This is a genomic window from Pseudomonas sp. JV449, assembly GCF_032424295.1.
In the GTDB taxonomy this organism is placed as follows: Bacteria; Pseudomonadota; Gammaproteobacteria; order Pseudomonadales; family Pseudomonadaceae; genus Aquipseudomonas; species Aquipseudomonas marginalis.
The window spans coordinates 55,403-77,222 of sequence record NZ_VYKD01000001.1 but is presented as its reverse complement, the minus strand read 5'-3'; the positions used below and the strand labels follow the sequence as shown (position 1 = coordinate 77,222).

Genomic DNA, 21,820 nt, shown 5'->3' with positions numbered 1-21,820 from the left:
TGAGGAAGCAAGTAAATGAAGAAGTGGCAATGTGTAGTCTGCGGCCTGATCTATGACGAAAAAGACGGCTGGCCGGATGATGGTATCGCTCCGGGCACCCTGTGGCAGGACGTACCCGAAGACTGGCTGTGCCCGGACTGCGGCGTGGGCAAGATGGATTTCGAAATGATCGAAATCGCTTAATCCCAAATTTAAGAAACGTACTACAAGGAGAAAGGAATGAACGCACCTGTCGTGATCATCGGCACAGGATTGGCCGGTTACAACGTGGCCCGGGAATTTCGCAAGCTCGACAGCGAGACCCCATTGCTGCTGATCACCGCGGATGACGGGCGCTCCTACTCCAAGCCCATGCTCTCCACCGGCTTTGGCAAGAACAAGGAAGCCGATGGCCTGAGCATGGCCGAACCCGGCGCCATGGCCGAGCAACTCAAGGCCGAAGTGCGCACCCACACCCGCGTCAGCGGCATCGACCCCGGCCACAAGCGCCTGTGGATCGGTGAAGAAGCGGTGGTCTATCGTGATCTGGTCCTGGCCTGGGGCGCGGAGACCGTGCGGGTACCGGTTGAAGGCGACGCCGCTGAGCTGGTTTTTCCGATCAACGACCTCGAAGATTACGCCCGCTTTCGCGCCGCCGCTGCCGGCAAGCGCCGCGTGCTGCTGCTCGGCGCCGGCCTGATCGGCTGTGAATTCGCCAACGACCTGATCCTCGGCGGTTATGAAATCGACCTGGTGGCGCCGTGCGAGCAAGTCATGCCGACCCTGCTGCACCCGGCGGCGGCCGCAGCGGTACAGGCTGGCCTGGAAGGGGTGGGGGCGCGTTTCCACCTGGGCCCGGTGCTCAACCGCCTGCAACGCAGCGCTGACGGCCTGGAAGCGCATCTGTCGGACGGTGAAGTGGTGCACTGCGATCTGGTGGTCTCGGCCATCGGCCTGCGTCCGCGTGTCGACCTGGCTGCGGCGGCCGGCCTGCAGACCAACCGTGGGGTCATGGTGGATCGCCACCTCAAGACCTCCCACGCCAATATCTACGCCCTGGGCGACTGCGCCGAGGTTGATGGCCTCAACCTGCTGTACGTCATGCCGCTGATGAGCTGCGCCCGTGCCCTGGCCCAGACCCTGGCCGGTAACGCCACGGCCGTCAGCTACGGTCCGATGCCGGTCACCGTGAAAACCCCGGTCTGCCCGCTGGTGGTATCCCCGCCGCCACGGGGCACCGAAGGGGTGTGGAGCGTCGAAGGCCAGGGTGCCGACATCAAGGCCCTGTGCCGCGACGCCAACGGTCGTCTGCTGGGTTACGCGCTGACCGGCAACGCCGTGATGGAAAAACTTGCCCTTAACAAAGAACTTCCGCCGTTGCTGGCGTAAATACCGGTCGTTCTGTCGGAATAAGCACGTTTTTCCCCCGAGAAAGGTCGCCGCGAGACTGGCGGAGCGTGCGAGGGCATGCCATCCTCACTCCCGTCTGCCGCAGAGTAGAGCCTGCGGCGCTTTGGGCGCTGCTCCACAGACGAGCAGCACGGACATAACAACAAAAAACCGTCAAAGAGGCTTCACATATGCGTAAACCAGAACTCGCAGCCGCCATCGCTGAAAAAGCGGATCTCACCAAAGAACAGGCCAACCGCGTCCTCAACGCCGTTCTCGAAGAAATCACCGGCGCCCTGCACCGCAAGGACAGCGTCACCCTGGTGGGCTTCGGCACCTTCCTGCAACGCCACCGTGGCGCCCGCACCGGCAAAAACCCGCAAACCGGTGAGCCTGTGAAGATCAAGGCGAGCAACACCGTTGCGTTCAAGCCGGGCAAGTCGCTCAAAGACAGCGTCAACCCGTAATTGCGGTACCGTCTCGAAGGGAGGCGGGGCGGTAAGAAGAATGGGCACGCCGACTGGGTTGGGTGCCCATTTTTTAATGCTTCAAATCACCTAAACACTGCTTGTTTATCTCAACGGCAAAGGCAGTCGTCGGGTCAAAGGCCTGAGGCTTTCACGATCGTTCCAGAGTCCCGGAAAGACTTCAAATTTCAAATCATCCCGGTTAACACCGGTATCGAAGTAGCGACACAGTCTGTCGGTGAGGTCCTCGTCTCCCCACATGTTGGTCAACTCATACTTTTCGATAATGTCGCGACTGTCAGAAAGTTGCAGATCTTCCTTTAGTGCAGGTACCAGGCTGTAGTCAGCATCGCAGCCGATGCCGAGGTCAACAAGATCAGCATCTCGAAACGGAAAGCCGCCCTCAAAGCTGACGTGGGGCCTGAGCCAATAACGCTCATGATCCGAAAGGCTAAATGGTGTGACGGAAATTAGTTTTTCCGTTGCCAATCTCTGGGTCACCACCTTGCCGACAAAACCACTGAACAGGATCATACTGTTGTCCAGCGCAAGCTCGGTCCAGGCGCCGTCCACACTTCTCACATCGTAGAAGCGCATGACGGAGTTTTTGATCATCTGGCCTACGGTGTATAAGTCATCTCGCAATTTGAGGCTGACTAGATCGCCTTCCTTCCAGAGGATGCGCTTGGCCATGGGCTCACTCCATTTTCAATAGTCATTGATGATATTCACGAGCAGCGGCCTGCTCGCGCACCCCTGCTTTTGCCGGCGACTTTGGCAGGGGCTTTGCCCTTGGTTTTATTCGCGGCTTTTATGCGTTTATCCAGTGCTTTGCCTGAGTCAGTCTGAGACAAATGTTTATCCGCCGCAGCTAGGTATTCTTTCCTTCGGCCATTTCCTTTGCCGACCGGATTTTGTGCGTTGGCGGTTCCATCTTTTCCTCCCAAACCTTCATACACTCGTTGTTCCAGCCCTCGTGTGGTGTCCTTGCCATCCTGTCCATAGGCGGTATGCAGGACTTGAGGTGCCTGGCCGCCAAAGCGATCGAAATTTGACCCGTAGCGATAGTTCAACACGTCTGAACCTACCTGCTTGCCTTGCATGCTGGCATAACCCACATAAGGTTTGCCGGTCGCTTTGTCGACGCCCAGGTAGGTGATATGAGTCGCTGTGGTTGGACTGCCTGCCAGCCCCCACGCATCACACCAGCCCATCGGATTAGGCCCGTACTGATAGAGGTTCAAGCCACCGGCGAGTCCTATGGGGTCCGGTGTGATAAACCGACCTATATCGGGGTCGTAAAACCTGAACGTGTTGTAGTGCAAACCGGTTTCCCGGTCCAAGTATTGCCCCTGAAACCTCAAGTTCTGCTCTTCGATGTAAGAAGATTCTCTGGTTTCCTCGGCGGTATTACCCCAAGCGTAATAACTGGCCTGCCATACACGGTGCCCATCGTGGTCCGTCAATTCGTGCGGCAGTCCGTTAGGGTCGTTGTGGTAGTACCTGATTCTTTGCAGTGGGCCCAGGCCATCAACACGTGCCAGCGCTTCATAGCTCCCATCTTCATAAAGATAAAGGCTGGTCTGGTTATTACGATGCTCTTGTATCAGTTGCAACCCGTCCCAGACAAAACGAGTGGTACCAAGCGTATTACCGTTGCTGTTTTGTTCGGTTTTTGTAATCCGACGACCTAAAGGGTCGTAGGTCATTGTGATGACGGTTTCATTGGCGGCGTGCTGATTTCGTATTTCGACCACTCTGCTTTCAGCGTCGTACTTGAATAGTTGAACGGCGCGACGAGCACTACGTTTTTCAACCAGCCGACCGAAACTGTCATACCGGTAACGCTTGTCTTGGTAGGTCATTAATTTGTTATGTACCACCAGGCCTACACCCGGCAGGGGACCATCCAGAAGGTTGGCCGCTGCGTCATAAGCAAAGCTTTCCTGCGTCCCATGTATTGGATTCTGGCTGGCAATGATGCGATCAGTGGCGTCGTAGTGAAACGACTGTTGGTGTGCAATTCCTGCTTTTTGTTCGTGGCGGGCGATCAGGTTGTCGCTGGGATCAAAGTCGAAGTATGTCGGGCTCATTCCCGTCAGTGGTCGCGGCAGGGTACTTGGATACCGTACACGAGCGCGCAACCGCCCGCCTCGATCATATTCAGTGCGGGTGCTGATCTGACCTTGTGTGCGAAGTACTTCACGATGCAGGCGGTCACGCTCGAAGTCACTGATGACTTGGCCATCGAGGTTGATCTGGTGCAAATGACCGCTGCCGTAGTACAGACGGTTGATCCAGCGACCATCGGGTAATTGGGTCTGGGTCAGATTGCCCAATTCGTCATAGCGATGTTTCAAACTGCCGGCCGAGCTTTGCTCTTCAAGTGGCTGGCCGAGGGCGTCATAGCGATAACTCAATTTTTGTTCGTTGCCCTGGGCGTCCTTGAATGTGATTGCGATCAATTGATCCAGGAGATCGTATAAATAATCCGTGCGGCCATCGTCGGTGATTTTGACAACCAGGCGCCCGGCAGCATCACGCTCCAAATAGTGAACAATAGGCTGTTCAGGGATACCTGGCGCATTGCTGTCGTGAGCTGGTAAAGCAGTGACGCTGGTGATGCTGTTCAATGCATCGTAGTCATAGTGATGGGCGCTGCCATCTAGGTCGCGCTGCTCGACCAGGCGATCATTGGCATTCCACGTGAAACGATAACATTCGCCATTCTCATTGGTCAGTGCTTGCAGCCGTGCGTAGCTGTCATAGCTGAATTGCACTTTGCGGCCGTGCGCATCCGTGCGCTGGCGAATGCGCCCGCGAGGGTTGTACTGATAATGAGTCGAGTGGCCTGACGGGTCGGTATGGACCGTCAATTGTCCGCAGGCGTTGCGTTGAAAATACTCGATGCGACCATCTGGCAACTGCTGGCTGAGCATCCTGCCCGTCGTGTCGTATGTGAAGGTTGTTCGTTCCCCTAGCGGGTCGGTAATGACCTGCAAATAACCGCGCTCGTCGTAACTGAAACGCGTCGGGTAACCCGAACAATCGATATGCTCGACCAACTGCCCAAACGGATTCCAGCGCAGCTTCTTGCTTTTGCCGGTGGCGTCGATGATCTCCACGACCTGGCCGTGATCGTCATAACGGTAGCGGGTGACGTAGCCCAGCGGGTCGGTTTCGGCGATGCAGTTGCCGCGCTGATCGTAGCGATACGCCCAGCTATTGTCGGCGGCGTCGGTCTCCACCAGCGGCAGTGCCCAATGCTCAAGCCACAAGGTCGAGTCACTGCGGCCCAGCGGGTCGGTCTCGCCGATCAGGTTGCCGGCGTCGTCGTAGCTGTACGTATAGCGCCCGCCCAGTGGATCGGTGGCGCTGAGCAATTGGCGCTCGTCGTTCCACTCGAACAGCCAGGTTTGCCCGAGGTTGTCGCAGTAGCGAACGATCTGGTGCTGGGTGTTCCAGTGGCGAGTACTGACGCGTTGCAAGCCGTCGGTAATCCGCGTGATACCGGCCTGCAAGTCATAGTCGAACTGGTAGGCGTCGCCTTCGTCGGTCCAGTGCCGGACCACGCGCCATTCCACGTCTTCAACCAAGGCCCATTCGTAGAAACAGCGCAGACCGGTCGGCAACTGGTGCTCGACCATGCGCTGGCCGGCATCATAGCTGAAGCGTCGCTGTACCTGGCCAGTGGCATCGCGGACCTCAGCCAGGTTGCCGATAGCGTCGTAGCCATAGCTTACGAGTACTTCGCGACGCTGATCGGGGTACAGTCGTTCGAGCCGCACCACGTGGCCTTGATCGCGGATCAACTCCACTTGCACCAGGTCGAACGTATCGCGCAGCCGGATCAGCCGCCCGGCTTCGTCGTAATCAACATGGATGCGGTTGTCGTTGCGGTCGCCGAGCTGGCTGAGGCGCAGCAACGCCGGGTTGGCGGAAGGCTCAAATAAGCGATACAGCCCGTCATCGCTTTCGATCAGCAACTGCCCATTGAGGTGTCGGCGCACGGCCAGCCCTTCACCGGCGCTGAACACCGCGCCGCCCAGGGGAATACTGCCCATGTCGATAGGCCGGCCCTGTTCATCGGTGTAGACCAGCGTTTCGCCGCCGTCGGGGTGAGGCTGGATGTCGACGCACACTTCATACGGCAGGCTCCAGCCTGCGCCGAACAGGCTGCCCGAGCGTTCGTCGCGGCTGTTGTAGAAGCGTTGCCAATCAATCGGCAGGATGCCGGGCAGTACGAAATCCAGCTCATCATCGCCGCCCAGCACCTTGGCGCCGGTGGCCGCATGCACCGGGTTCGACGAGCCCATGGCCGCATTGGCCATAGCCCCCATCGCGCTGCTCACGGCCATCGAGGTCGCGCCGCCGATCAACATGCACGGCAGCTTGCTGAAGAACTTGCCCTTGCCGCCCTTGAGCATCAACAACGCTGTCACCGCCAGCCCGACGCCCGGCGTCTTGCCGCTGCGGATCTCGCGCACCACCACCGAACCGCCGCCAATGGTCACGTTGGAGGAAATCAGCCCCGACGACACCACCGTTGCATCGCAGGTGCTGCGGTCACCGCTGCGCACTGCCGGCTGGCCATTGATGGTGACTTTTTCCGAACCCTCGGCCAGAAACTGCGGCGGCATCGGCGGGTGCTTCATGCACGTGACCAAATCCAGCGGCTTGGGTTCGGCGCCGGGCGCAGGTGTGGCAACCGTGGGGCGCCACATCTGCGAGAAGAAACTCTCGGCCATGTCCAGGTAGCTGGCTTCCGGCTCGGGCGCGGGTTCTTCCAGCTCAGTGCCGGCGGGTGCGACGTGAGAACTGATCGCGCCAGCGGCGCGAGCGGCCGGAATACTGTTGGTCAGGGTATTGGTGGAACCGGTGAGAATGTTCGCCTGTACCGTAGGCGGGAACAGGGCGTTGCTGAAGCTCTCGCATAAATTCGATAAGCCTTTGTCCGCCCCGGTCTTGCTCATGGCCAGGCCGACAATCGTGCCCACCACGGCGCCCAGCAGGAAGCAACCCAGCCCGCCGGTGGCCACGGTAATCCCGGTGGCGGCAACCACCGCCGCAGTCGCCACGGCGGTGATCGCAATATTGGCCGCCACCTCCAGCACACCGCCGAGGATGTCGGCCATCATCGAAGTGTGGGAGAGCGCATCGCCCATCCGGGCCGCCCATAACGCGTCAGACATACAAGCAACTCATCAGGAAATAGCGTCGAACGACAGCGAGTTTTTGATCAAGGCCCAGTGCGCCGCCTCGGCATCCCCCAGCGTGTCCGCCTTCACATAACTCAACGCGAGCATCTTGCGCGTGCCCGGTATCACCAAGGCCAGCTGGTACTGGAACACCTTGTCATTGCCCTTGTTGAATTGGCTGCGCAGCTCGATGCCTTCCACCTCCTGCGCGGCGCCCAAACGCACGTCCACACCCGGTTGATAGCGCAAATCCTGCACCTGTTTTTCCAGGCGCTGGAGCTGGTCGTTGAAGTTGCTGTGCAGGGTTTCGCCGTCGGCCAACAGGCTGCGGCTGACGATCAGGGATGTGCCCAACTCCGGGAACTTGAGGATATTGATCGTCGCGTCCTGCAACTCACTGGCGGGCAATTGAAACTGGAATTCGTTGATTCGGTACGTCATGGCAAACGGGTCTCGTCAGGAGCTTTTAGGCGCGGGGAAGGCGGCTTTGATATTGGCGTCGATGGCGCCTTTCTGGCCCTGGCCGTCGGGCGTGGCGCCAGGGCCGCCGCCGTTGTTCAGGTGCAGCACGCCGCCGGTATTGAACTCGGCATCGCCGCTGGCGTAGAAGCTGATTTGCACGCCGGTCAGGTTGATCTGCCCACTGGCGTTGAGCTCCAGGATGCTTTCACCGCAGACCAGGCGCAGGTTTTCGCCCACTTCGATGACGTAGCTCTGGCTGATGCTGTCGGTCTTTCTCTGGCCCACCGAGAGGATGTCTTCCTGCTTGACGATGCGCAGGCGGTTGTTGCCGATGGTCACCGTCTCGTTATGGCCGATACTTTTATTGCGGTCGTGCCCGACGGAATGACTCTCGTCCACCTCGACAACAATGTCCTGGTTACGCTCTGCATGGATATACAACTGCTCCAACCCCTTCTTGTCCTCCATGCGGATTTCATTGAAATTGGCCGGCGTGCCGCCCTTGCTCGAGCGACTCTTCATGCCGCTCTGGGTCGCGTTCTCCGGCAGGTCGTAGGGCACGGTCTGCTCGGCGTTGTACACCCGCCCGGTGATGATCGGGCGGTCCGGATCACCTTCGAGAAAGCTGACAATCACTTCCTGGCCGATCCGTGGAATCTGCATCGAGCCCCAGTTCTTGCCGGCCCAGGACTGCGACACGCGGATCCAGCACGAGCTGTTTTCGTTGGATTGGTCGTGGCGGTCCCAGTAGAAGTGCACCTTCACGCGGCCGTACTGGTCGGTCCAGATTTCCTCGCCTTTGGGGCCAACCACCAATGCCGTCTGCGGGCCTTTGACGATGGGGCGGTGGGTGGTGGCCAGCGGGCGGAAGCTTTGCTGGGCGTCGATGCAGGTCAGGCTGCTTTCGAACTGCGCCGAACCCGAACCGCCGCCGCTTTCCAGGCTTTCCTGGACGATGTAGTAGCGGCAGCCGACGATCAGGTATTCGCGGTTCTGGTCCTGGCGGCTGAAGCCGGTGAGGCTGAACAGGTGGCCGGAACCCAGGCCACGGGCATTGCCGGCGAACTCGACCTGTTCATGCAGGGTTTGCAGGGCTTCGATGCGGGTGCGCGCGTAGTGTTCGCCGTCGGCGCTTTGCACGTAGGTGCCGGGGTAGTCGTACAGCGGGTAGTCGCCGGCGGTATGCGGGCGCGGCATGGCCGAGCGCACGTCGATGCTGGCGCTGGGGCGCTGGAAGTCGTAGTCGTTGAGCTCCAGCGAGCCGGGCTGAACCTCCTGCGCCAGGTGCCAGTTGTGCATGTGGTCGCGTTCGCGCTGCTGCTCGTCCTTGGGGTAATACGGGATCGACGCATAGCCCGGCACCGTGGTGTGGGCGCCATAGGCGTCGGCCAGCACCAGCACATGGCGGTCCTGTTCATGGCGGAAGAAGTAGTAGATGCCTTCCTGTTCCATCAGGCGGCTGACGAAATCGAAGCTGGTCTCGCGGTACTGCACGCAGTATTCCCACTCGCGGTACGGCCGGCTCAGGGCGTCTTCGAAGTCGGAAAACCCCAGGTCGCGGAACACCTGCTTGATGATCTGCGGGATGCTCAGGTTCTGGAAAATCCGGCAGTCCGAGGTGCGAGTCAGCAGCCAGAACCACGGGCGCAGCGTCACCTGGTAACTGGCGAACTGGCCCTGGTCTATGTTCTGGCTGCAGCGCGCGACGATGCCGTGGAAGTGCCGCTCGCCGCCGTCCGCCAGTTGCACGCCCACGCTCATGGGCTTGCCGAGCAACTGGTTGAGGTCGATGTTGGCGTCCAGGGACGTCAGTTGCAGTTCATAGTTGAACAGGCGGCCCAGCTCTTCGCCGCCGCCCATTTCATTGAGCAGCAGCACATCCGGCCCGAGAGGGCTGGTGATCTTGGCCAGGCGTGAGGCTTGGTTGAATAGCATCGGTTAACCTGTAAATGACTAAATAACTGACGGAACCGGTTCGAAATATGGGAGGGGGCAAGCCCCCTCCCACATTTGCATTGCATTCCAACAGTCGTTATTCGGCGTCGCTGAAGTCGTAATGCAGCTCGTTATCCCGGCTGCTGATGCGCACACCCGCCAATGCCTTGCCTTCGAGCATGCGCGTGAGGAATTCACGGCTCATGTCCGGCAGCAGGCTGTTGGTGAGGATGGTGTCGATCATGCGCCCGCCGCTTTCGGTCTCGGTGCAGCGCGAGACGATCAGGTCGACCACCGCGTCGTCGTAGTCGAAGGCGACCTTGTGGGTCGTCTCCACGCGCTTCTTGATGCGGTTGAGTTGCAGGCGGGTGATCGCCTTGAGCATCTCGTCGCTCAGCGGGTAGTACGGGATCGTCACCAGGCGGCCGAGCAAGGCGGGCGGGAAGATCTCCAGCAGCGGCTGGCGCAGGGCCTTGGCGATTTCTTCCGGTTCGGGGATGTTCGCCGGGTCCTTGCAGACCTGGGAAATCAGCTCGGTACCGGCGTTGGTGGTCAGCAGGATCAGGGTGTTCTTGAAGTCGATCACCCGGCCTTCGCCGTCTTCCATCACGCCCTTGTCGAACACCTGGAAGAAGATCTCATGCACGTCCGGGTGGGCTTTTTCCACCTCGTCCAGCAGCACCACGCTGTAGGGCTTGCGCCGCACCGCTTCGGTCAGCACGCCGCCTTCGCCGTAGCCGATATAGCCCGGAGGCGCGCCCTTGAGGGTGGACACCGTGTGGGCTTCCTGGAACTCGCTCATGTTGATGGTGATTACATTCTGCTCACCGCCATACATGGCTTCGGCCAGGGCCAGGGCGGTTTCGGTCTTGCCCACGCCGGAGGTGCCGGCCAGCATGAACACGCCAATCGGCTTGCTCGGGTTGTCGAGGCCGGCGCGGGAGGTCTGGATGCGCTTGGCGATCATCTGCAGGGCGTGGTCCTGGCCGATGATGCGTTTTTTCAGGTGCTGGTCGAGGTTGAGCACGGTTTCCAGTTCGTTGCGGGCCATGCGGCCCACCGGGATACCGGTCCAGTCGGCGACCACCGAGGCCACGGCCTGGTAATCCACGGTCGGCAGGATCAACGGGGTTTCGCCTTGCAGCGCGGTGAGGCGCTGTTGCAGGTCGACCAGTTGCGCACGCAATTCATCGTTGCCGCTGTCCACGACGCCGGCCTTTTCGCGCAGGGTTGCACGGGTGGCGAGCAGCTCATCCACCAGGGTTTTCTCTTCGGCCCAGCGGCTTTCCAGGGTCGCCAGGCGCTCACGCTCGGCGCTTAACAGGGCTTCGCTGTTGCTCTGGCGCGCACCAATGGCAATGCCGATGGCATGCTCGCGGGCGATGATTTGCAGCTCGGTTTCCAGGGCTTCGATGCGGCGGCGACTGTCGTCCACTTCGGCCGGCACCGCGTGCAGGCTGATGGCGACGCGGGCGCAGGCGGTGTCCAGCAGGCTCACGGATTTGTCCGGCAACTGGCGCGCCGGGATATAGCGATGGGACAGCTTCACCGAGGCTTCCAGGGCTTCGTCGAGGATCTGCACCTGGTGGTGTTTCTCCATGGTCGAGGCCACGCCCCGCATCATCAGCAGCGCCTTGTCTTCCGATGGCTCGGCCACTTGTACCACCTGGAAGCGGCGGGTCAGGGCCGGGTCTTTCTCGATGTGTTTTTTGTACTCGGCCCAGGTAGTCGCGGCCACGGTGCGCAGGGTGCCACGGGCCAGGGCGGGTTTGAGCAGGTTGGCCGCATCACCGGTCCCGGCGGCGCCACCGGCACCTACCAGGGTGTGGGCTTCGTCGATAAACAGAATGATCGGTTTGGGCGAGGCCTGGACGTCTTCGATGACCTGGCGCAGACGCTGTTCGAACTCGCCTTTCATGCTCGCGCCGGCTTGCAGCAGGCCGACGTCGAGGCTGCGCAGTTCCACGTCTTTCAAGGCGGGCGGCACGTCACCGGCGACGATGCGCAGGGCAAAACCTTCGACCACAGCGGTCTTGCCCACACCGGCCTCACCGGTGAGGATCGGGTTGTTCTGGCGGCGGCGCATGAGGATGTCCACCAGTTGGCGGATCTCTTCGTCACGGCCCACGATCGGATCGAGCTTGCCGCTGCGCGCTTGTTCGGTGAGGTCAACGGTGAAGCGCTTGAGCGCCTCCTGCTTGCCCATCGCACTCGGTGCCATGGCGCCGCTGGCCTCGCCCGGCACGGCGCCGGCATTGAAACCGTCGCTGGCAGTCAGGGCGTTTTCCGGCGAATCACCGACGTATTCGTCAAAACGCTCGCTCAGGGCTTCGGCCTTGATCTTGTCGAACTCCGAGGACAAGCCCAGCAGCGCATGGCGCAGGCTTGGCGTCTTGAGGATGCCCAGCACCAGGTAGCCGGTGCGCACCTGGCTTTCGCCGAACATCAGGCTGCCGTACACCCAGCCGCGTTCCACCGCCTCTTCCACGTGGGACGACAAGTCGGTGATCGACGTCGAGCCACGCGGCAGGCGGTCCAGGGCTTCGGTGAGGTCTCGGGCCAGGCGCGCCGGCTCGACGTTGAACTGGCGGATGATGCGGTGCAGGTCCGAGTCCTGCAGTTGCAGCAACTGGTGGAACCAGTGGGCCAGTTCCACGTACGGGTTGCCCCGCAGCTTGCAGAACACGGTGGCGGCTTCGATGGCCTTGTAGGCCACGCTGTTGAGTTTGCCGAACAGTGCGGCGCGACTGATTTCACCCATGCTCTGGATTCCTTGAGGTGGTGGCTTGATCGGCGTAATGCCGGGCCAGGATTAGGTCGTTGGCATCAACCGCAGGGCAGCCGAGCCAGGTGTTGAAGCCCAGGCGGAACTGGCCATTGAGTTGCAGCGCCGGTACTTCGGGTTGTTGCAGAATCAGGTTCAAGTCCCAGTCCAATTCATGGCCCAGGTACTCGGCCACCCACGCCACCAGCTCGTTGAACGGCTGGCTGCCGGGCAGCATGCCCATGTAGTCGTCCAACTTGAGCGGGCCCAGGCGGATGCGGAATTTATGCTGGCGGTCCCACACGTGGCTGCCCAGGCAGAAGTCCACCCCCAGCTGGTTGGCGCTCACGCCTACGCGGCTGCGCTCGGGCAGTTCCAGCCATTGGCCGACGTATTCTTCGATCTCCACCGGCAGGCCGAAATACTCGCCGAGGATCGCCTTCAAACCGTCCGGGTAGCGGGTTTGTGCCGACAGGTGGCCGCTGTAGTGCAGCTTTGCCGTGTCGGGGATCAACCCCTGGTTAAGCAGGCTCGGCATGCCCCGGCCACTCAAGGCCGCGAGGCGTGCGGACCAGTAGTCATCGTCCGGGCGGTCGTGGCTGACCGTCGGCCGCGCCTCGGCCCAGGCTCGGTAAAACAGGCTCAGCAGGCGGTGGTGGAAGACGTCCAGGAACTGCTTGCTGGTGCTGTCGGCGTTGTTGCGCTGACGCTCGCGTACGTACTCGGTGATATGCAGCGGCAACGGGCCGTTGGGGCCACCCAGGCCGAAGAAGAACTGTTCCAGCCGTGCCGGTTTGCCGTCGCCGCCGGGATCGACCGAGGCCAGGGTGGCCGGGGCGAAGGTGCAATCGGCCTGTTGCCCCAGGCGCAACGGGTCATCCGCCAGGCGCAGGGAATGGCCCAGGCGCGGCAGCTCGGGCGATTCGCACTCGATACGCCGCAACGCCTGGAAGAAATCGTATTCCCAGGGCTCCTGATGCATCGCATCCAACGTACTCACAGGGTCGGACGACGCCCGGGCTTGGCTTTCCATCGCATGATCTCGCCGCGTTCGGTGGTACGGATCACCGTCTCGGTAAAACTGTTGATCGACACGTAGCGTGCCAGGAAGCGTTCCAGCACCGCACCGAGCAGGAACACGCCGGTGCCGCGAAACGCGTTTTCATCGAACTCCAAGGTAATTTCCAGGCCGCGACCAAACACAATCGGGCCGGGCATCGGCAGGCGCCGGGTGACGGCCTTGCTGCTGACGTCGCGCAAGCCTTCGATCTGCAATTGCAGCGCCGCGTCGTTGCTGTCGCCATACAGGCGCAGCAGTTCGCGCAACGCCGCCGCGCCCTGGCCTTGCTCGCTCAGGGACAAATAGTTGAGCGACAACTGGCTGATCAGGCGCCAGGCCTTGGCGTCATGGGCATGGCTGGCGCGTGGACGGCTTGGCCCGGCGACGCAACGCACGGATAACACCGGCGCGCTGTCGGCCAGGGTGAAGTCGGTCTTGCCGTTGCCCACGCTCATGAACAACGGCAGGTCGCGGTTGGTGCACAGCGCGGTCACGCCGAGTTGGCGCAGGTCGTGGCGATACGGCGCCTGGCGGCTGTCGACCAGGCTGACAAAGGTTTCGCTGCCCACATAGGTGGAGCGCGGGCCGTTGCGGCGCTGGTCGCTGGACAACACCCGTGGCTCGCGGCGCACGGTGTAGTACGCCTGGTCGCGGCCATAACGGGATGGATCGCGGACCGCATAGAACGGTAAAAAGGGCTGCTCTGGCCCGGTGCCGTGGCCGGTGATGCCGCTCAACGAATGAATCTCGAAATCCATCGGCCGTGTGCGGTCGGCGATCACGTGGTGCTCGTTGACTCGGTCGGACAAGTGGATGCGGTCCACGCGTTTCGGGAACAGGTTGATCGCCGGGGTGCAGAACGGCAGGAACTGCGCCGCGCCGACGCTGCCTTCCAGGCTTGGCTCGTGACGGTCGAACAGCACGATCAGTTCCAGCTCCTGGCCGTCGCAACGCTTGACCGCGCGGCTCAGCTCGGCGAATTCGACGAACAGGAAGCGGTGGGGCAGGGCGAAGTATTCCTGCAACAGGCGATAGCCCTGGAATGCGCGCGCGACGACCGGCATGGCCGCATCGGCGTCGTCGAAACCCCGCGAGCGCAGCGCGTCCTGGGGCAGGCGCTCGACCCAATCGCCACCGGGCTTGCGTGCAAACACTGCGCAGGCATTGCCCAGCAGTTGTTCATAAAGGCGGAACGGTTGCTCGTCGGCACCGCTGAGGTACAGCGGCAGGTTGTCCAGGTCGAGGCTGTTGAACGGCAATTCGGCGCCGGTGCGCAGGGTCAGGCGCAAGCCGGCCTTGGCTTTCGGCTCGCTGGCGGCCAGGCGCCCGAGTACGGCGGCGGGGTTGCCGAAGTACTCGGCGCTGCTGACCTGCAACGGCCACAACGTCACCGGATGCGCGGTGCGGTACTCGCAGCAGGTCTGGGTTTCGCGGCCCAGGGCGGCGCGCAACACGGTGTCGCGCGGCAGCGGAAAGCCGCTGGCCAGGGAGCCTTCATCGGGGTCAGTGTGCAATTGCACCACGGTCATCGACGGCGTCGGCGCCAGGTAGTGCGGGTAGGCGATTTCCAGCAGGTTGTGGGTGAAGGTCGGGTACTCGGCGTCGAGTTTGAGCTGTACGCGGGCAGTGAGGTAGGCAAAGCCCTCAAGCAGGCGTTCGACGTACGGGTCGGCGCAGTCCATACCGGACAAGGTCAGCCGACTGGCGATCTTCGGGTATTCCTTGGCGAACTCCGCCGCGCTTTCACGCACGTGGTGCAGTTCCTGGTTGTACAGCTCCAGCAGGCGCGGGTTCATGGGCGTCTCCGCTGGTCGGCATTCACTACGCGCACATGGCCGGATTCCAGGTCGAGGTCGGTTTGCAGCAACAGGCGCAAGGGCACCGGCTGCGCCCACAGGTCGCCTTCGATCTCGAAACTCAGGGCGTTGTGATTCATCTCGCCATGGCCGACGCGGGCCTTCACCCGCAGTGTATGGCGCAGGATGCGCGGTTCAAAGGTGGCAATCGCCTGGTAGATCAGGGCTTCCAGGGCCTTGATGTCGACGCTGGAAACGCTGTTGCCCGCCAGCGCCGGCAGGCCGTAATTGACCACCGAGGTGCCTGCCTGTGTGTGCAGCGTGGCATCGGCATCGAGCAACGACGTGGTATTGAGCAGCCACGCCAGGTCGCGCAGCACCGAGGCTTTCAGTTGGGTCAGGGACAGCACGCGTTTATCGGCGCTTTCCTTGGGATTGGTTGGGTCGTCGTCGGTCAACCGGTCCAGCAGGGACGGTTGCAGACGGTCGCGGGAAGCGATTTCAGTTACCACCAAAGCAGCTCCACGGACAATATCGAAAATGAAAGACCCGCCGTAGCAGCTGCCGAGCGAAGCAAGGCTGCGTCCGACTGCGAAGCAGTCGTAGAGCAGGCACTGAGTTTCATCAGGTAAACCTCAGTGCCTGGTGTGCGAGGACTTCGTCCTCGAACGCAGCCTCGCTTCGCTCGGCAGCTGCTACGGCGGAGCGAGGTAGGCGTATCAGCGCTTGGTGTTGGAACGGATGTTCCAGCCAAACTTGATCGCGCCGCCGTCTTTGGTGCCGTCGGCTTTCTGCGGCTGGTAGTCGACCATCACTTGGGCGAAGTTCAAGGTGACGTTTTCAGTCAGGCGGTCATCGCCGCCCGAGCCGCCGGTGCTCAGGGACGTTACCAGCACTTCTTCCAGATTGATCACCATGTACTCGACCTGGCTTTCGCCACCGGCCTTGCGCACGGTCAGCTTGACCTTGTCGATGTGCTTGCCGCTGGCGCAGTGCATCATCAGGTTCGGCGAGGCCTTGTCGACGTACTTGGTCAGCGACAGGTCCTGGATGTTCACCTTGCCCGCACCGCCGCCACCGCCAACGTGCATGTTACCGGACTGGGCCATGCCCCAGCTCCAGTTCAGCACGTCGATTTCGTCCTTGTGGGCCTTGTCCATGGACTCGCCCTTGATGTCGCCGATCTTGATGAAAATATCAACAGCCATGTTTTCTCCCTGTGTGGCCTCAGCCACTGTATTTGTTAACGCCGCCGACCCCTGTAGGAGCGAGCTTGCTCGCGAAGGTCGTCAACGGTGACGCGGGCATTCTGGATGAACGCAGCGCCTTCAAGTTTTTCGCGAGCAAGCTCGCTCCTACAGGGAGCGAGCCAGTCCCGATTTTTTACGCGCTTTTCGCCGAAGGCAGCTTCGATACCAGGCGCAACGACACGGTCAGCCCTTCGAGCTGGTAGTGCGGGCGCAGGTAGAACTTGGAGTTGTAGTACCCCGGGTTGCCCTCGACGTCTTCCACGATCACCTCGGCGGCGGCCAGCGGGTGCTGGGCCTTGGTGGTCTCGGTGGAGTGCGCCGGGTCACCGTCGACGTAGTTGAGGATCCAGTCCTGCAACCAGCGCTGCATCTCGTCCTTCTCTTTGAAGGAACCGATCTTGTCGCGCACGATGCACTTCAAGTAGTGCGCGAAACGGCAAGTGGCGAAAAGGTACGGCAGGCGCGCGGCCAGGTTGGCGTTGGCGGTGGCGTCGGGGTCGTCGTATTCGGCCGGTTTCTGCAGCGACTGGGCGCCGATGAACGCGGCGAAGTCAGTGTTTTTCTTGTGCAGCAGCGGCATGAAACCGTTCTTCGCCAGTTCCGCTTCACGGCGGTCGCTGATGGCGATTTCGGTCGGGCACTTCATGTCCACGCCACCGTCATCGGTAGGGAACGTGTGGGCCGGCAGGTTTTCCACTTCACCGCCGGACTCCACGCCACGGATGCGCGAGCACCAGCCGTAGTGCTTGAACGAGCGGTTGATGTTCACCGCCATCGCGTAGGCGGCGTTGGCCCAGGTGTACTTGGAGCTGTCGGCGCCGTCGGTGTTTTCTTCGAAGGCGAAGGCTTCCACCGGGTCGGTCTTGGCGCCATACGGCAGGCGCGCCAGGAAGCGCGGCATGGTCAGGCCGATGTAGCGCGAGTCTTCCGATTCACGCAGCGAGCGCCAGCCGGCGTATTCCGGGGTGGTGAAGATCTTGGTCAGGTCGCGCGGGTTCGACAGTTCCTGCCACGAGCCCATGCCCATCACGGTCGGCGATGCCGCAGCAATGAACGGGGCGTGCATGGCGGCGCAGACTTTCGACAGCTCGCCCAGCAGTTCCACGTCCGGTGGCGACTGGTCGAAGTAGTAGTCGCCTACCAGGCAGCCGTACGGTTCGCCGCCGAACTGGCCGTACTCTTCTTCGTACATCTTCTTGAAGAGCGGGCTCTGGTCCCACGCGGTGCCCTTGAATTTCTTCAGGGTCTTGTGCAGGTCCGGCTTGGAGATGTTGAGCACGCGAATCTTCAGCTGCTCATCGCTCTCGGTGTTATTGACCAGGTAGTGCAGGCCACGCCAGGCGCTTTCCAGCTGCTGGAAATCCTGGTGGTGGATGATCTGGTTGACCTGGGCGGTGAGCTTGGCGTCGATGGCGGCGATGATCGATTCGATCGATTTGATCGCGTCGTTGGACACCAGGTCGGTTTGCGCCAGGGCCTGTTCGGCCAGGGTGCGCACGGCGGTTTCCACGGCTTCGCGGGCACGCTCGGTCTTGGGCTTGAATTCCTGCATCAGCAAGGATGCGAACTCGCTGGTTTCCTCGGTTGCACCCAGGCTCTGGGCGCCTTCGCGGGCGGTATTGTCAGTCATTATTACTGGTCCCCTGCAGGCTTAGGCGCACTGGCAAGTGCCTGGAGCAGTGCCGGGTCCTTGATCGCCTTCATGATGATTTCTTCAGCGCCAGTCTTGCCGTCCATGTAGGTCAGCAGGTTGGCCAGCTGGGTGCGGGCTTCGAGCAGTTGCTTGAGCGAGTCGACCTTGCGGGCCACGGCGGCCGGGCTGAAGTCGTCCATGCTTTCGAAGGTGATGTCCAGGCTCAGGTTGCCTTCGCCGGTCAGCTCGTTGGGTACGTGGAACGCCACGCGCGGCTGCATGGCCTTGAGGCGCGAGTCGAAGTTGTCGACGTCCACTTCAAGGAACTTGCGGTCGGCCACAGGCAGAAGAGGCTCGGCAGGCTTGCCGGCGAGGTCGGCCATCACACCCATCACGAAGGGCAGCTGGACCTTTTTCTCGGCGCCGTAGAGCTCGACGTCGTACTCGATCTGCACTCGAGGCGCGCGGTTGCGCGCGATGAATTTCTGAGAACTTTGCTTCGCCACGTTGCTGCTCCTGGTCGCTTGAGCGACGGTGTTGTTACTGCGCAGTCGAGCGGCTTACTCGCCGTCCGGGCCGCGCAGGTTTTCAAATTGGGATATCCCATCGGGAATCAGATTGCGCACGATGGCCGCGAAGTCGGCGTGCACAAGGTGCTTGGCCCGGTTCAGCAACACAGGCAACGGGCTCGAAGGCTCGTGCCGGGTGTAATACGCAAGGATCTTGTCGAGGCTGCGCAGCACGTCATCACGGTTGCTGATGTCGCCGCTGGGGCGAGGTGCGGCGGGGGCAGCGGCGAAGTCCACCGAGGGGGCATTGTCGTCACTGACGGCCTCGGGCTCGCTGCTGGCAGCGCCGTTCGGAACAAACTGGTTAAGCACCTGCAGCGCCTGCTTGAGCGGTTGCTTCAACAGGCTGAGGTCCACGCCTTGGGCGGAACCCACCTGGTCGCTGACCTGCTGCTCGATGGCTTCGCAGGCGGCGCGTGCGGCGCTCAAGGCGTCGCGGGTGGCTTGCAGGTGTTCGGGGTCGCTGTCGAGGAACGCGGCGTTGAGCTGCTGGGCGCCGAGCTGTTCGTCGGGGAAACTCATCAGGCCGCTGGCATTCAACGCGGCGCGCAGGCTCACCGGACCGAAGGTGCGCGAGCGCGTGAGAATGCTCTCGCGCAGCAGACGAATGGTTGCGTCGCTGGTCAGGCCGGAGAGGGCGTTGATGCGTACGGTGGGGTCGTTATCGTCGTCGGCATCCAGGCGCGGGTGCAGGTCGGCCCAGTATTCGCGCAGCAGCGCATTGATCAACGTAAGGACTTCAGCCAGCCCGGCCGCACCCTGGAGGGCGAGGGAGCTTTGCAACAGGAAATGGGTGATGCGCAGGTCTTTGCTGCGCTGCAGCAAGTCGAGGCTCTGCTGCTGGATGCTGCGCCATTCCGGCGGCTCGGCGGGCAGGATCGAATCGCCCATGCTGCGCTCGGGTTGGCCCTTGGCATCACGCTCCAGCTGGAGAAAATCCGCGTCATATTCCATGTCTTCGCCACAGGGCGAAGTCGCGGAAACGGCGGTGAGCAGCAACGGCACATCCACTGAAATTGATCTCCCTATCAGCCCGTTACATGGCGGGCAATGCATGCATTAGTTGCGCAAGGAACTTTGCATGTTTTCTTGGTCATATAAGAAGATGCCACTAATGTGCCATCACTGGTATTCAAGAAGTTGTGCATTTTTGGTGTAGTACTTATGCCTTGTCAAGGTAAGCTATTCGCCCTCTGTGACAGATGTGCGGTGCTTAACAACCTGCGCGACTGGTGGGTCGAACGACGCACCGGCATAGGATTTTTGTCATGGAGCCCAGTTAAGATCAGCGATCATGCTGGCATCAGCAGGTTTTGAACGGTCGATTGCACGACCTGATGGGGATCTCCCGGGCGTCGCTGTCCCTGGGGTCGACTGCGCGCGAAGTATCAGCAAGGAGGCAAGATGTCGCTGTGTTTGACTATCACTAGTTATCACAAGATTACCCCCGGGCAATGCTCGGAAAAGTCCATGAACCAGGGCTCGATGGCTATCGGCCGCAGCTCGGATAATGACTGGGTATTGCCTGATCCCGAGCGCCTGGTGTCTTCGCAGCACTGCGTTATTCAATACAAAGATGGTCGTTATTATTTAACCGATAACAGTACAAACGGTGTGGAGTTGGTTAACGCCGGCATCCGTTTGCGCAGGGGTAACAGCGAGCTGTTGCAGGATGGCGAGTTGATCCGCATCGGCGATTACGAGATCCAGGCGCGGATCGACTTCAACGTGCAGGCCATCGACAGCCAGCCATTCGCCGGTGATTCGCCGAACAGCTTTGAGGCCCTGATGGGCGCCGTGGCGAACAAGCCCGCGCCGACGCCGGTGATTGCCCCGCAATTCCAGGGCGCTTCGTCGATGGACACGCTGCCGGACCTGTTCGACTTCCTCAGCCCCACCGCCGTGCCGCCGCCCACCGTGGCCGACCATGTTCCCAGCGAACAACACGACTTCCGCCCGCCGACCCCGGTGGCGGTACCCGTGATCGAGACGCCTGTGGTCTCGGGCTCGGTGATTCCCGAAGACTGGGACCTGTTTGGCGACACGCCGGCGCCGTCGGCCAGTGCGCCGCCACCTCCGCCACCGCCACCCACACCGATCATCCAGCCGCCACCCGTGGTCGAGCCAGTGCTCCCCGTGGCCGCCACCCAGCCGCCCGATCTCTTGCAAGCCTTCCTGCGCGGTGCCGGCCTGGACCAGTTGCGCCTGGACAAGGCCCAGGCGGAGGCGCAGATGGAAAACATCGGCCGCAGCTACCGCCTGATGGTCGAAGGCCTGATCGACGTATTGCGTGCCCGCGCCAGCCTCAAGGGCGAGTTCCGCATGCAGCAGACCATGATCCAGCCTGCCGAAAACAATCCGTTGAAATTCGCACCGAATGCCGACGAAGCTTTACTGCTTTTGCTTCGCCACGGCAACCAGGCGTTTATGGCGCCGGACATTGCCGTGCGCGACAGTTTTGATGACCTGCGCGCCCACCAACTGGCGGTGATGGCCGGGGTGGAAGCAGCGATCAAGCACTTGCTCACGCGCTTTGAACCGGCGCAACTGGAAGAGCGCATGGGCAAGCCCGGCGGGCTGTCGAACCTGTTCGCCGGCTCGCGCCAGGCCCAGTACTGGCAGCAGTTCACCGAGCTCTACAGCAATATTTCCCGCGAGGCCCAGGAAGATTTCCAGGACCTGTTCGGCCGTGAATTCAGCCGGGCCTACGAAGAACACAGCGCGCGACAGCGTCGGTAAAACCGCGCCGCAACCTACGGATTAACGGATAGCTAAGTACGTCATTGAGGACGCAGGATGATTCCCAGGTTTTTACTCGCAGTCGCCACCGCGCTGCTGCTGACCGCGTGTAGCAAGGATGCGGTCAAACCCGAAAAGGCTGCTGAGGCTGAAGTGAACACCGCCGCCGTCGAGCTGCACTTCCACGCGATTGCCGGGCTTAACCCCGGCGCCAACGGCCAGGCCGCGCCGGTGCGGGTGCGCATTTTCGAACTGAAGAACGCCGCCACCTTCGCCCGCTCCGATTACTTCGCCCTGGCCGACCGTGCGCAATCGACCCTCGGCCTGGACCTGCTGGACCAGGACGAAGTCATGGTGCAACCCGGCCAGCAACTGAGCATCCAGCGCGACCTCGACCCCTCCACGCGCCAGATCGGCTTGCTGGTGGGTTATCGCGAGTTGGACCGCGCGCAATGGCGCACGGTGATCAACGTACCGGCGCGCCAATACACCGAATATCAGATCAGCCTCGATGTGCGTGCCGTGCGCGCCGACGTCGTGGTCACCCCATCCAGCCCTGCCCAATAAGAAGCAATCGGA

The 21,820-nt window shown here is 61.5% G+C and carries 17 protein-coding genes; 5 read left to right on the top strand and 12 right to left on the bottom strand.

Annotation, left to right across the window (positions count from 1 at the left end; genetic code table 11):
• Window positions 1-15 precede the first annotated feature (15 nt).
• From F6S08_RS00350 to F6S08_RS00340, 3 genes are all read left to right on the top strand, one after another.
• Window positions 16-183: a rubredoxin gene (locus tag F6S08_RS00350; RefSeq protein ID WP_003176960.1), complete on the top strand. Its 168-nt coding sequence runs from the start codon at window positions 16-18 to the stop codon at window positions 181-183.
• Window positions 184-219: 36 nt separating this feature from the next.
• Window positions 220-1,368, top strand: a complete 1,149-nt coding sequence (locus tag F6S08_RS00345) for an NAD(P)/FAD-dependent oxidoreductase (RefSeq protein WP_315871141.1) — start codon at window positions 220-222, stop codon at window positions 1,366-1,368.
• 191 nt (window positions 1,369-1,559) lie between these two features.
• Entirely contained in the window at window positions 1,560-1,835 is a 276-nt protein-coding gene (locus tag F6S08_RS00340) for an HU family DNA-binding protein (RefSeq protein WP_003213368.1), read from the top strand.
• A gap of 105 nt (window positions 1,836-1,940) precedes the next feature.
• Here the strand turns inward: F6S08_RS00340 and F6S08_RS00335 are convergent, their stop codons facing one another.
• The 12 genes from F6S08_RS00335 to tssA form a co-directional block, all read right to left on the bottom strand.
• The gene (locus F6S08_RS00335; RefSeq protein WP_065926740.1) at window positions 1,941-2,528 is read right to left on the bottom strand and encodes a hypothetical protein; all 588 of its coding nucleotides are present in this window, start codon (window positions 2,526-2,528) and stop codon (window positions 1,941-1,943) included.
• A 35-nt stretch (window positions 2,529-2,563) separates the two neighbouring features.
• Entirely contained in the window at window positions 2,564-7,027 is a 4,464-nt protein-coding gene (locus tag F6S08_RS00330; protein WP_065926739.1) for an RHS repeat-associated core domain-containing protein, read from the bottom strand.
• A gap of 12 nt (window positions 7,028-7,039) precedes the next feature.
• Entirely contained in the window at window positions 7,040-7,474 is a 435-nt protein-coding gene (locus F6S08_RS00325; protein WP_065946491.1) for a DcrB-related protein, read from the bottom strand.
• 15 nt (window positions 7,475-7,489) lie between these two features.
• Window positions 7,490-9,430 (bottom strand): type VI secretion system Vgr family protein, encoded by a 1,941-nt coding sequence (locus F6S08_RS00320; protein WP_065946492.1) that lies wholly within the window; start codon window positions 9,428-9,430, stop codon window positions 7,490-7,492.
• 97 nt (window positions 9,431-9,527) lie between these two features.
• Window positions 9,528-12,191 (bottom strand): type VI secretion system ATPase TssH, encoded by a 2,664-nt coding sequence (tssH, locus tag F6S08_RS00315; protein WP_065946493.1) that lies wholly within the window; start codon window positions 12,189-12,191, stop codon window positions 9,528-9,530.
• Window positions 12,184-13,227: a type VI secretion system baseplate subunit TssG gene (tssG, locus tag F6S08_RS00310; protein WP_065926735.1), complete on the bottom strand. Its 1,044-nt coding sequence runs from the start codon at window positions 13,225-13,227 to the stop codon at window positions 12,184-12,186. The genes tssH and tssG overlap by 8 nt, the downstream gene beginning before the upstream one ends.
• The gene (gene tssF, locus F6S08_RS00305; protein WP_027608262.1) at window positions 13,191-15,050 is read right to left on the bottom strand and encodes a type VI secretion system baseplate subunit TssF; all 1,860 of its coding nucleotides are present in this window, start codon (window positions 15,048-15,050) and stop codon (window positions 13,191-13,193) included. The genes tssG and tssF overlap by 37 nt, the downstream gene beginning before the upstream one ends.
• Window positions 15,047-15,562: a type VI secretion system baseplate subunit TssE gene (gene tssE / locus F6S08_RS00300; protein ID WP_027608263.1), complete on the bottom strand. Its 516-nt coding sequence runs from the start codon at window positions 15,560-15,562 to the stop codon at window positions 15,047-15,049. The genes tssF and tssE overlap by 4 nt, the downstream gene beginning before the upstream one ends.
• A gap of 207 nt (window positions 15,563-15,769) precedes the next feature.
• Window positions 15,770-16,258 carry an Hcp family type VI secretion system effector gene (locus F6S08_RS00295; RefSeq protein WP_015886558.1) on the bottom strand — a complete coding sequence of 163 codons (489 nt, stop codon included), beginning with the start codon at window positions 16,256-16,258 and terminating at the stop codon, window positions 15,770-15,772.
• 175 nt (window positions 16,259-16,433) lie between these two features.
• Complete coding sequence (gene tssC, locus F6S08_RS00285) at window positions 16,434-17,930, bottom strand: type VI secretion system contractile sheath large subunit (protein WP_065926733.1); 1,497 nt, start codon at window positions 17,928-17,930, stop codon at window positions 16,434-16,436.
• 2 nt (window positions 17,931-17,932) lie between these two features.
• Window positions 17,933-18,439 (bottom strand): type VI secretion system contractile sheath small subunit, encoded by a 507-nt coding sequence (gene tssB, locus F6S08_RS00280; protein WP_065926732.1) that lies wholly within the window; start codon window positions 18,437-18,439, stop codon window positions 17,933-17,935.
• Window positions 18,440-18,493: 54 nt separating this feature from the next.
• On the bottom strand, window positions 18,494-19,513 hold the full coding sequence (gene tssA / locus F6S08_RS00275; RefSeq protein ID WP_315871140.1) for a type VI secretion system protein TssA: 1,020 nt from the start codon (window positions 19,511-19,513) through the stop codon (window positions 18,494-18,496).
• A 393-nt stretch (window positions 19,514-19,906) separates the two neighbouring features.
• Between tssA and tagH the strand changes: the two genes are divergently transcribed.
• Both tagH and tssJ read left to right on the top strand, forming a co-directional pair.
• On the top strand, window positions 19,907-21,241 hold the full coding sequence (gene tagH, locus F6S08_RS00270; protein WP_315871139.1) for a type VI secretion system-associated FHA domain protein TagH: 1,335 nt from the start codon (window positions 19,907-19,909) through the stop codon (window positions 21,239-21,241).
• A 57-nt stretch (window positions 21,242-21,298) separates the two neighbouring features.
• Window positions 21,299-21,808 carry a type VI secretion system lipoprotein TssJ gene (gene tssJ, locus F6S08_RS00265; RefSeq protein WP_315871138.1) on the top strand — a complete coding sequence of 170 codons (510 nt, stop codon included), beginning with the start codon at window positions 21,299-21,301 and terminating at the stop codon, window positions 21,806-21,808.
• Window positions 21,809-21,820: the final 12 nt, after the last annotated feature.

What these genes read in the sequence shown, in the direction of transcription:
- tagH (WP_315871139.1), top strand. Translation starts at nt 19,907, where the DNA reads ATGTCGCTGTGTTTGACTATCACTAGTTATCACAAGATTACCCCCGGG.
- F6S08_RS00320 (WP_065946492.1), bottom strand. Translation starts at nt 9,430, where the DNA reads ATGCTATTCAACCAAGCCTCACGCCTGGCCAAGATCACCAGCCCTCTC.
- F6S08_RS00345 (WP_315871141.1), top strand. Translation starts at nt 220, where the DNA reads ATGAACGCACCTGTCGTGATCATCGGCACAGGATTGGCCGGTTACAAC.
- tssC (WP_065926733.1), bottom strand. Translation starts at nt 17,930, where the DNA reads ATGACTGACAATACCGCCCGCGAAGGCGCCCAGAGCCTGGGTGCAACC.
- tssJ (WP_315871138.1), top strand. Translation starts at nt 21,299, where the DNA reads ATGATTCCCAGGTTTTTACTCGCAGTCGCCACCGCGCTGCTGCTGACC.
- tssF (WP_027608262.1), bottom strand. Translation starts at nt 15,050, where the DNA reads ATGAACCCGCGCCTGCTGGAGCTGTACAACCAGGAACTGCACCACGTG.
- tssG (WP_065926735.1), bottom strand. Translation starts at nt 13,227, where the DNA reads ATGGAAAGCCAAGCCCGGGCGTCGTCCGACCCTGTGAGTACGTTGGAT.
- F6S08_RS00295 (WP_015886558.1), bottom strand. Translation starts at nt 16,258, where the DNA reads ATGGCTGTTGATATTTTCATCAAGATCGGCGACATCAAGGGCGAGTCC.
- F6S08_RS00350 (WP_003176960.1), top strand. Translation starts at nt 16, where the DNA reads ATGAAGAAGTGGCAATGTGTAGTCTGCGGCCTGATCTATGACGAAAAA.
- F6S08_RS00340 (WP_003213368.1), top strand. Translation starts at nt 1,560, where the DNA reads ATGCGTAAACCAGAACTCGCAGCCGCCATCGCTGAAAAAGCGGATCTC.
- F6S08_RS00335 (WP_065926740.1), bottom strand. Translation starts at nt 2,528, where the DNA reads ATGGCCAAGCGCATCCTCTGGAAGGAAGGCGATCTAGTCAGCCTCAAA.
- F6S08_RS00325 (WP_065946491.1), bottom strand. Translation starts at nt 7,474, where the DNA reads ATGACGTACCGAATCAACGAATTCCAGTTTCAATTGCCCGCCAGTGAG.
- F6S08_RS00330 (WP_065926739.1), bottom strand. Translation starts at nt 7,027, where the DNA reads ATGTCTGACGCGTTATGGGCGGCCCGGATGGGCGATGCGCTCTCCCAC.
- tssH (WP_065946493.1), bottom strand. Translation starts at nt 12,191, where the DNA reads ATGGGTGAAATCAGTCGCGCCGCACTGTTCGGCAAACTCAACAGCGTG.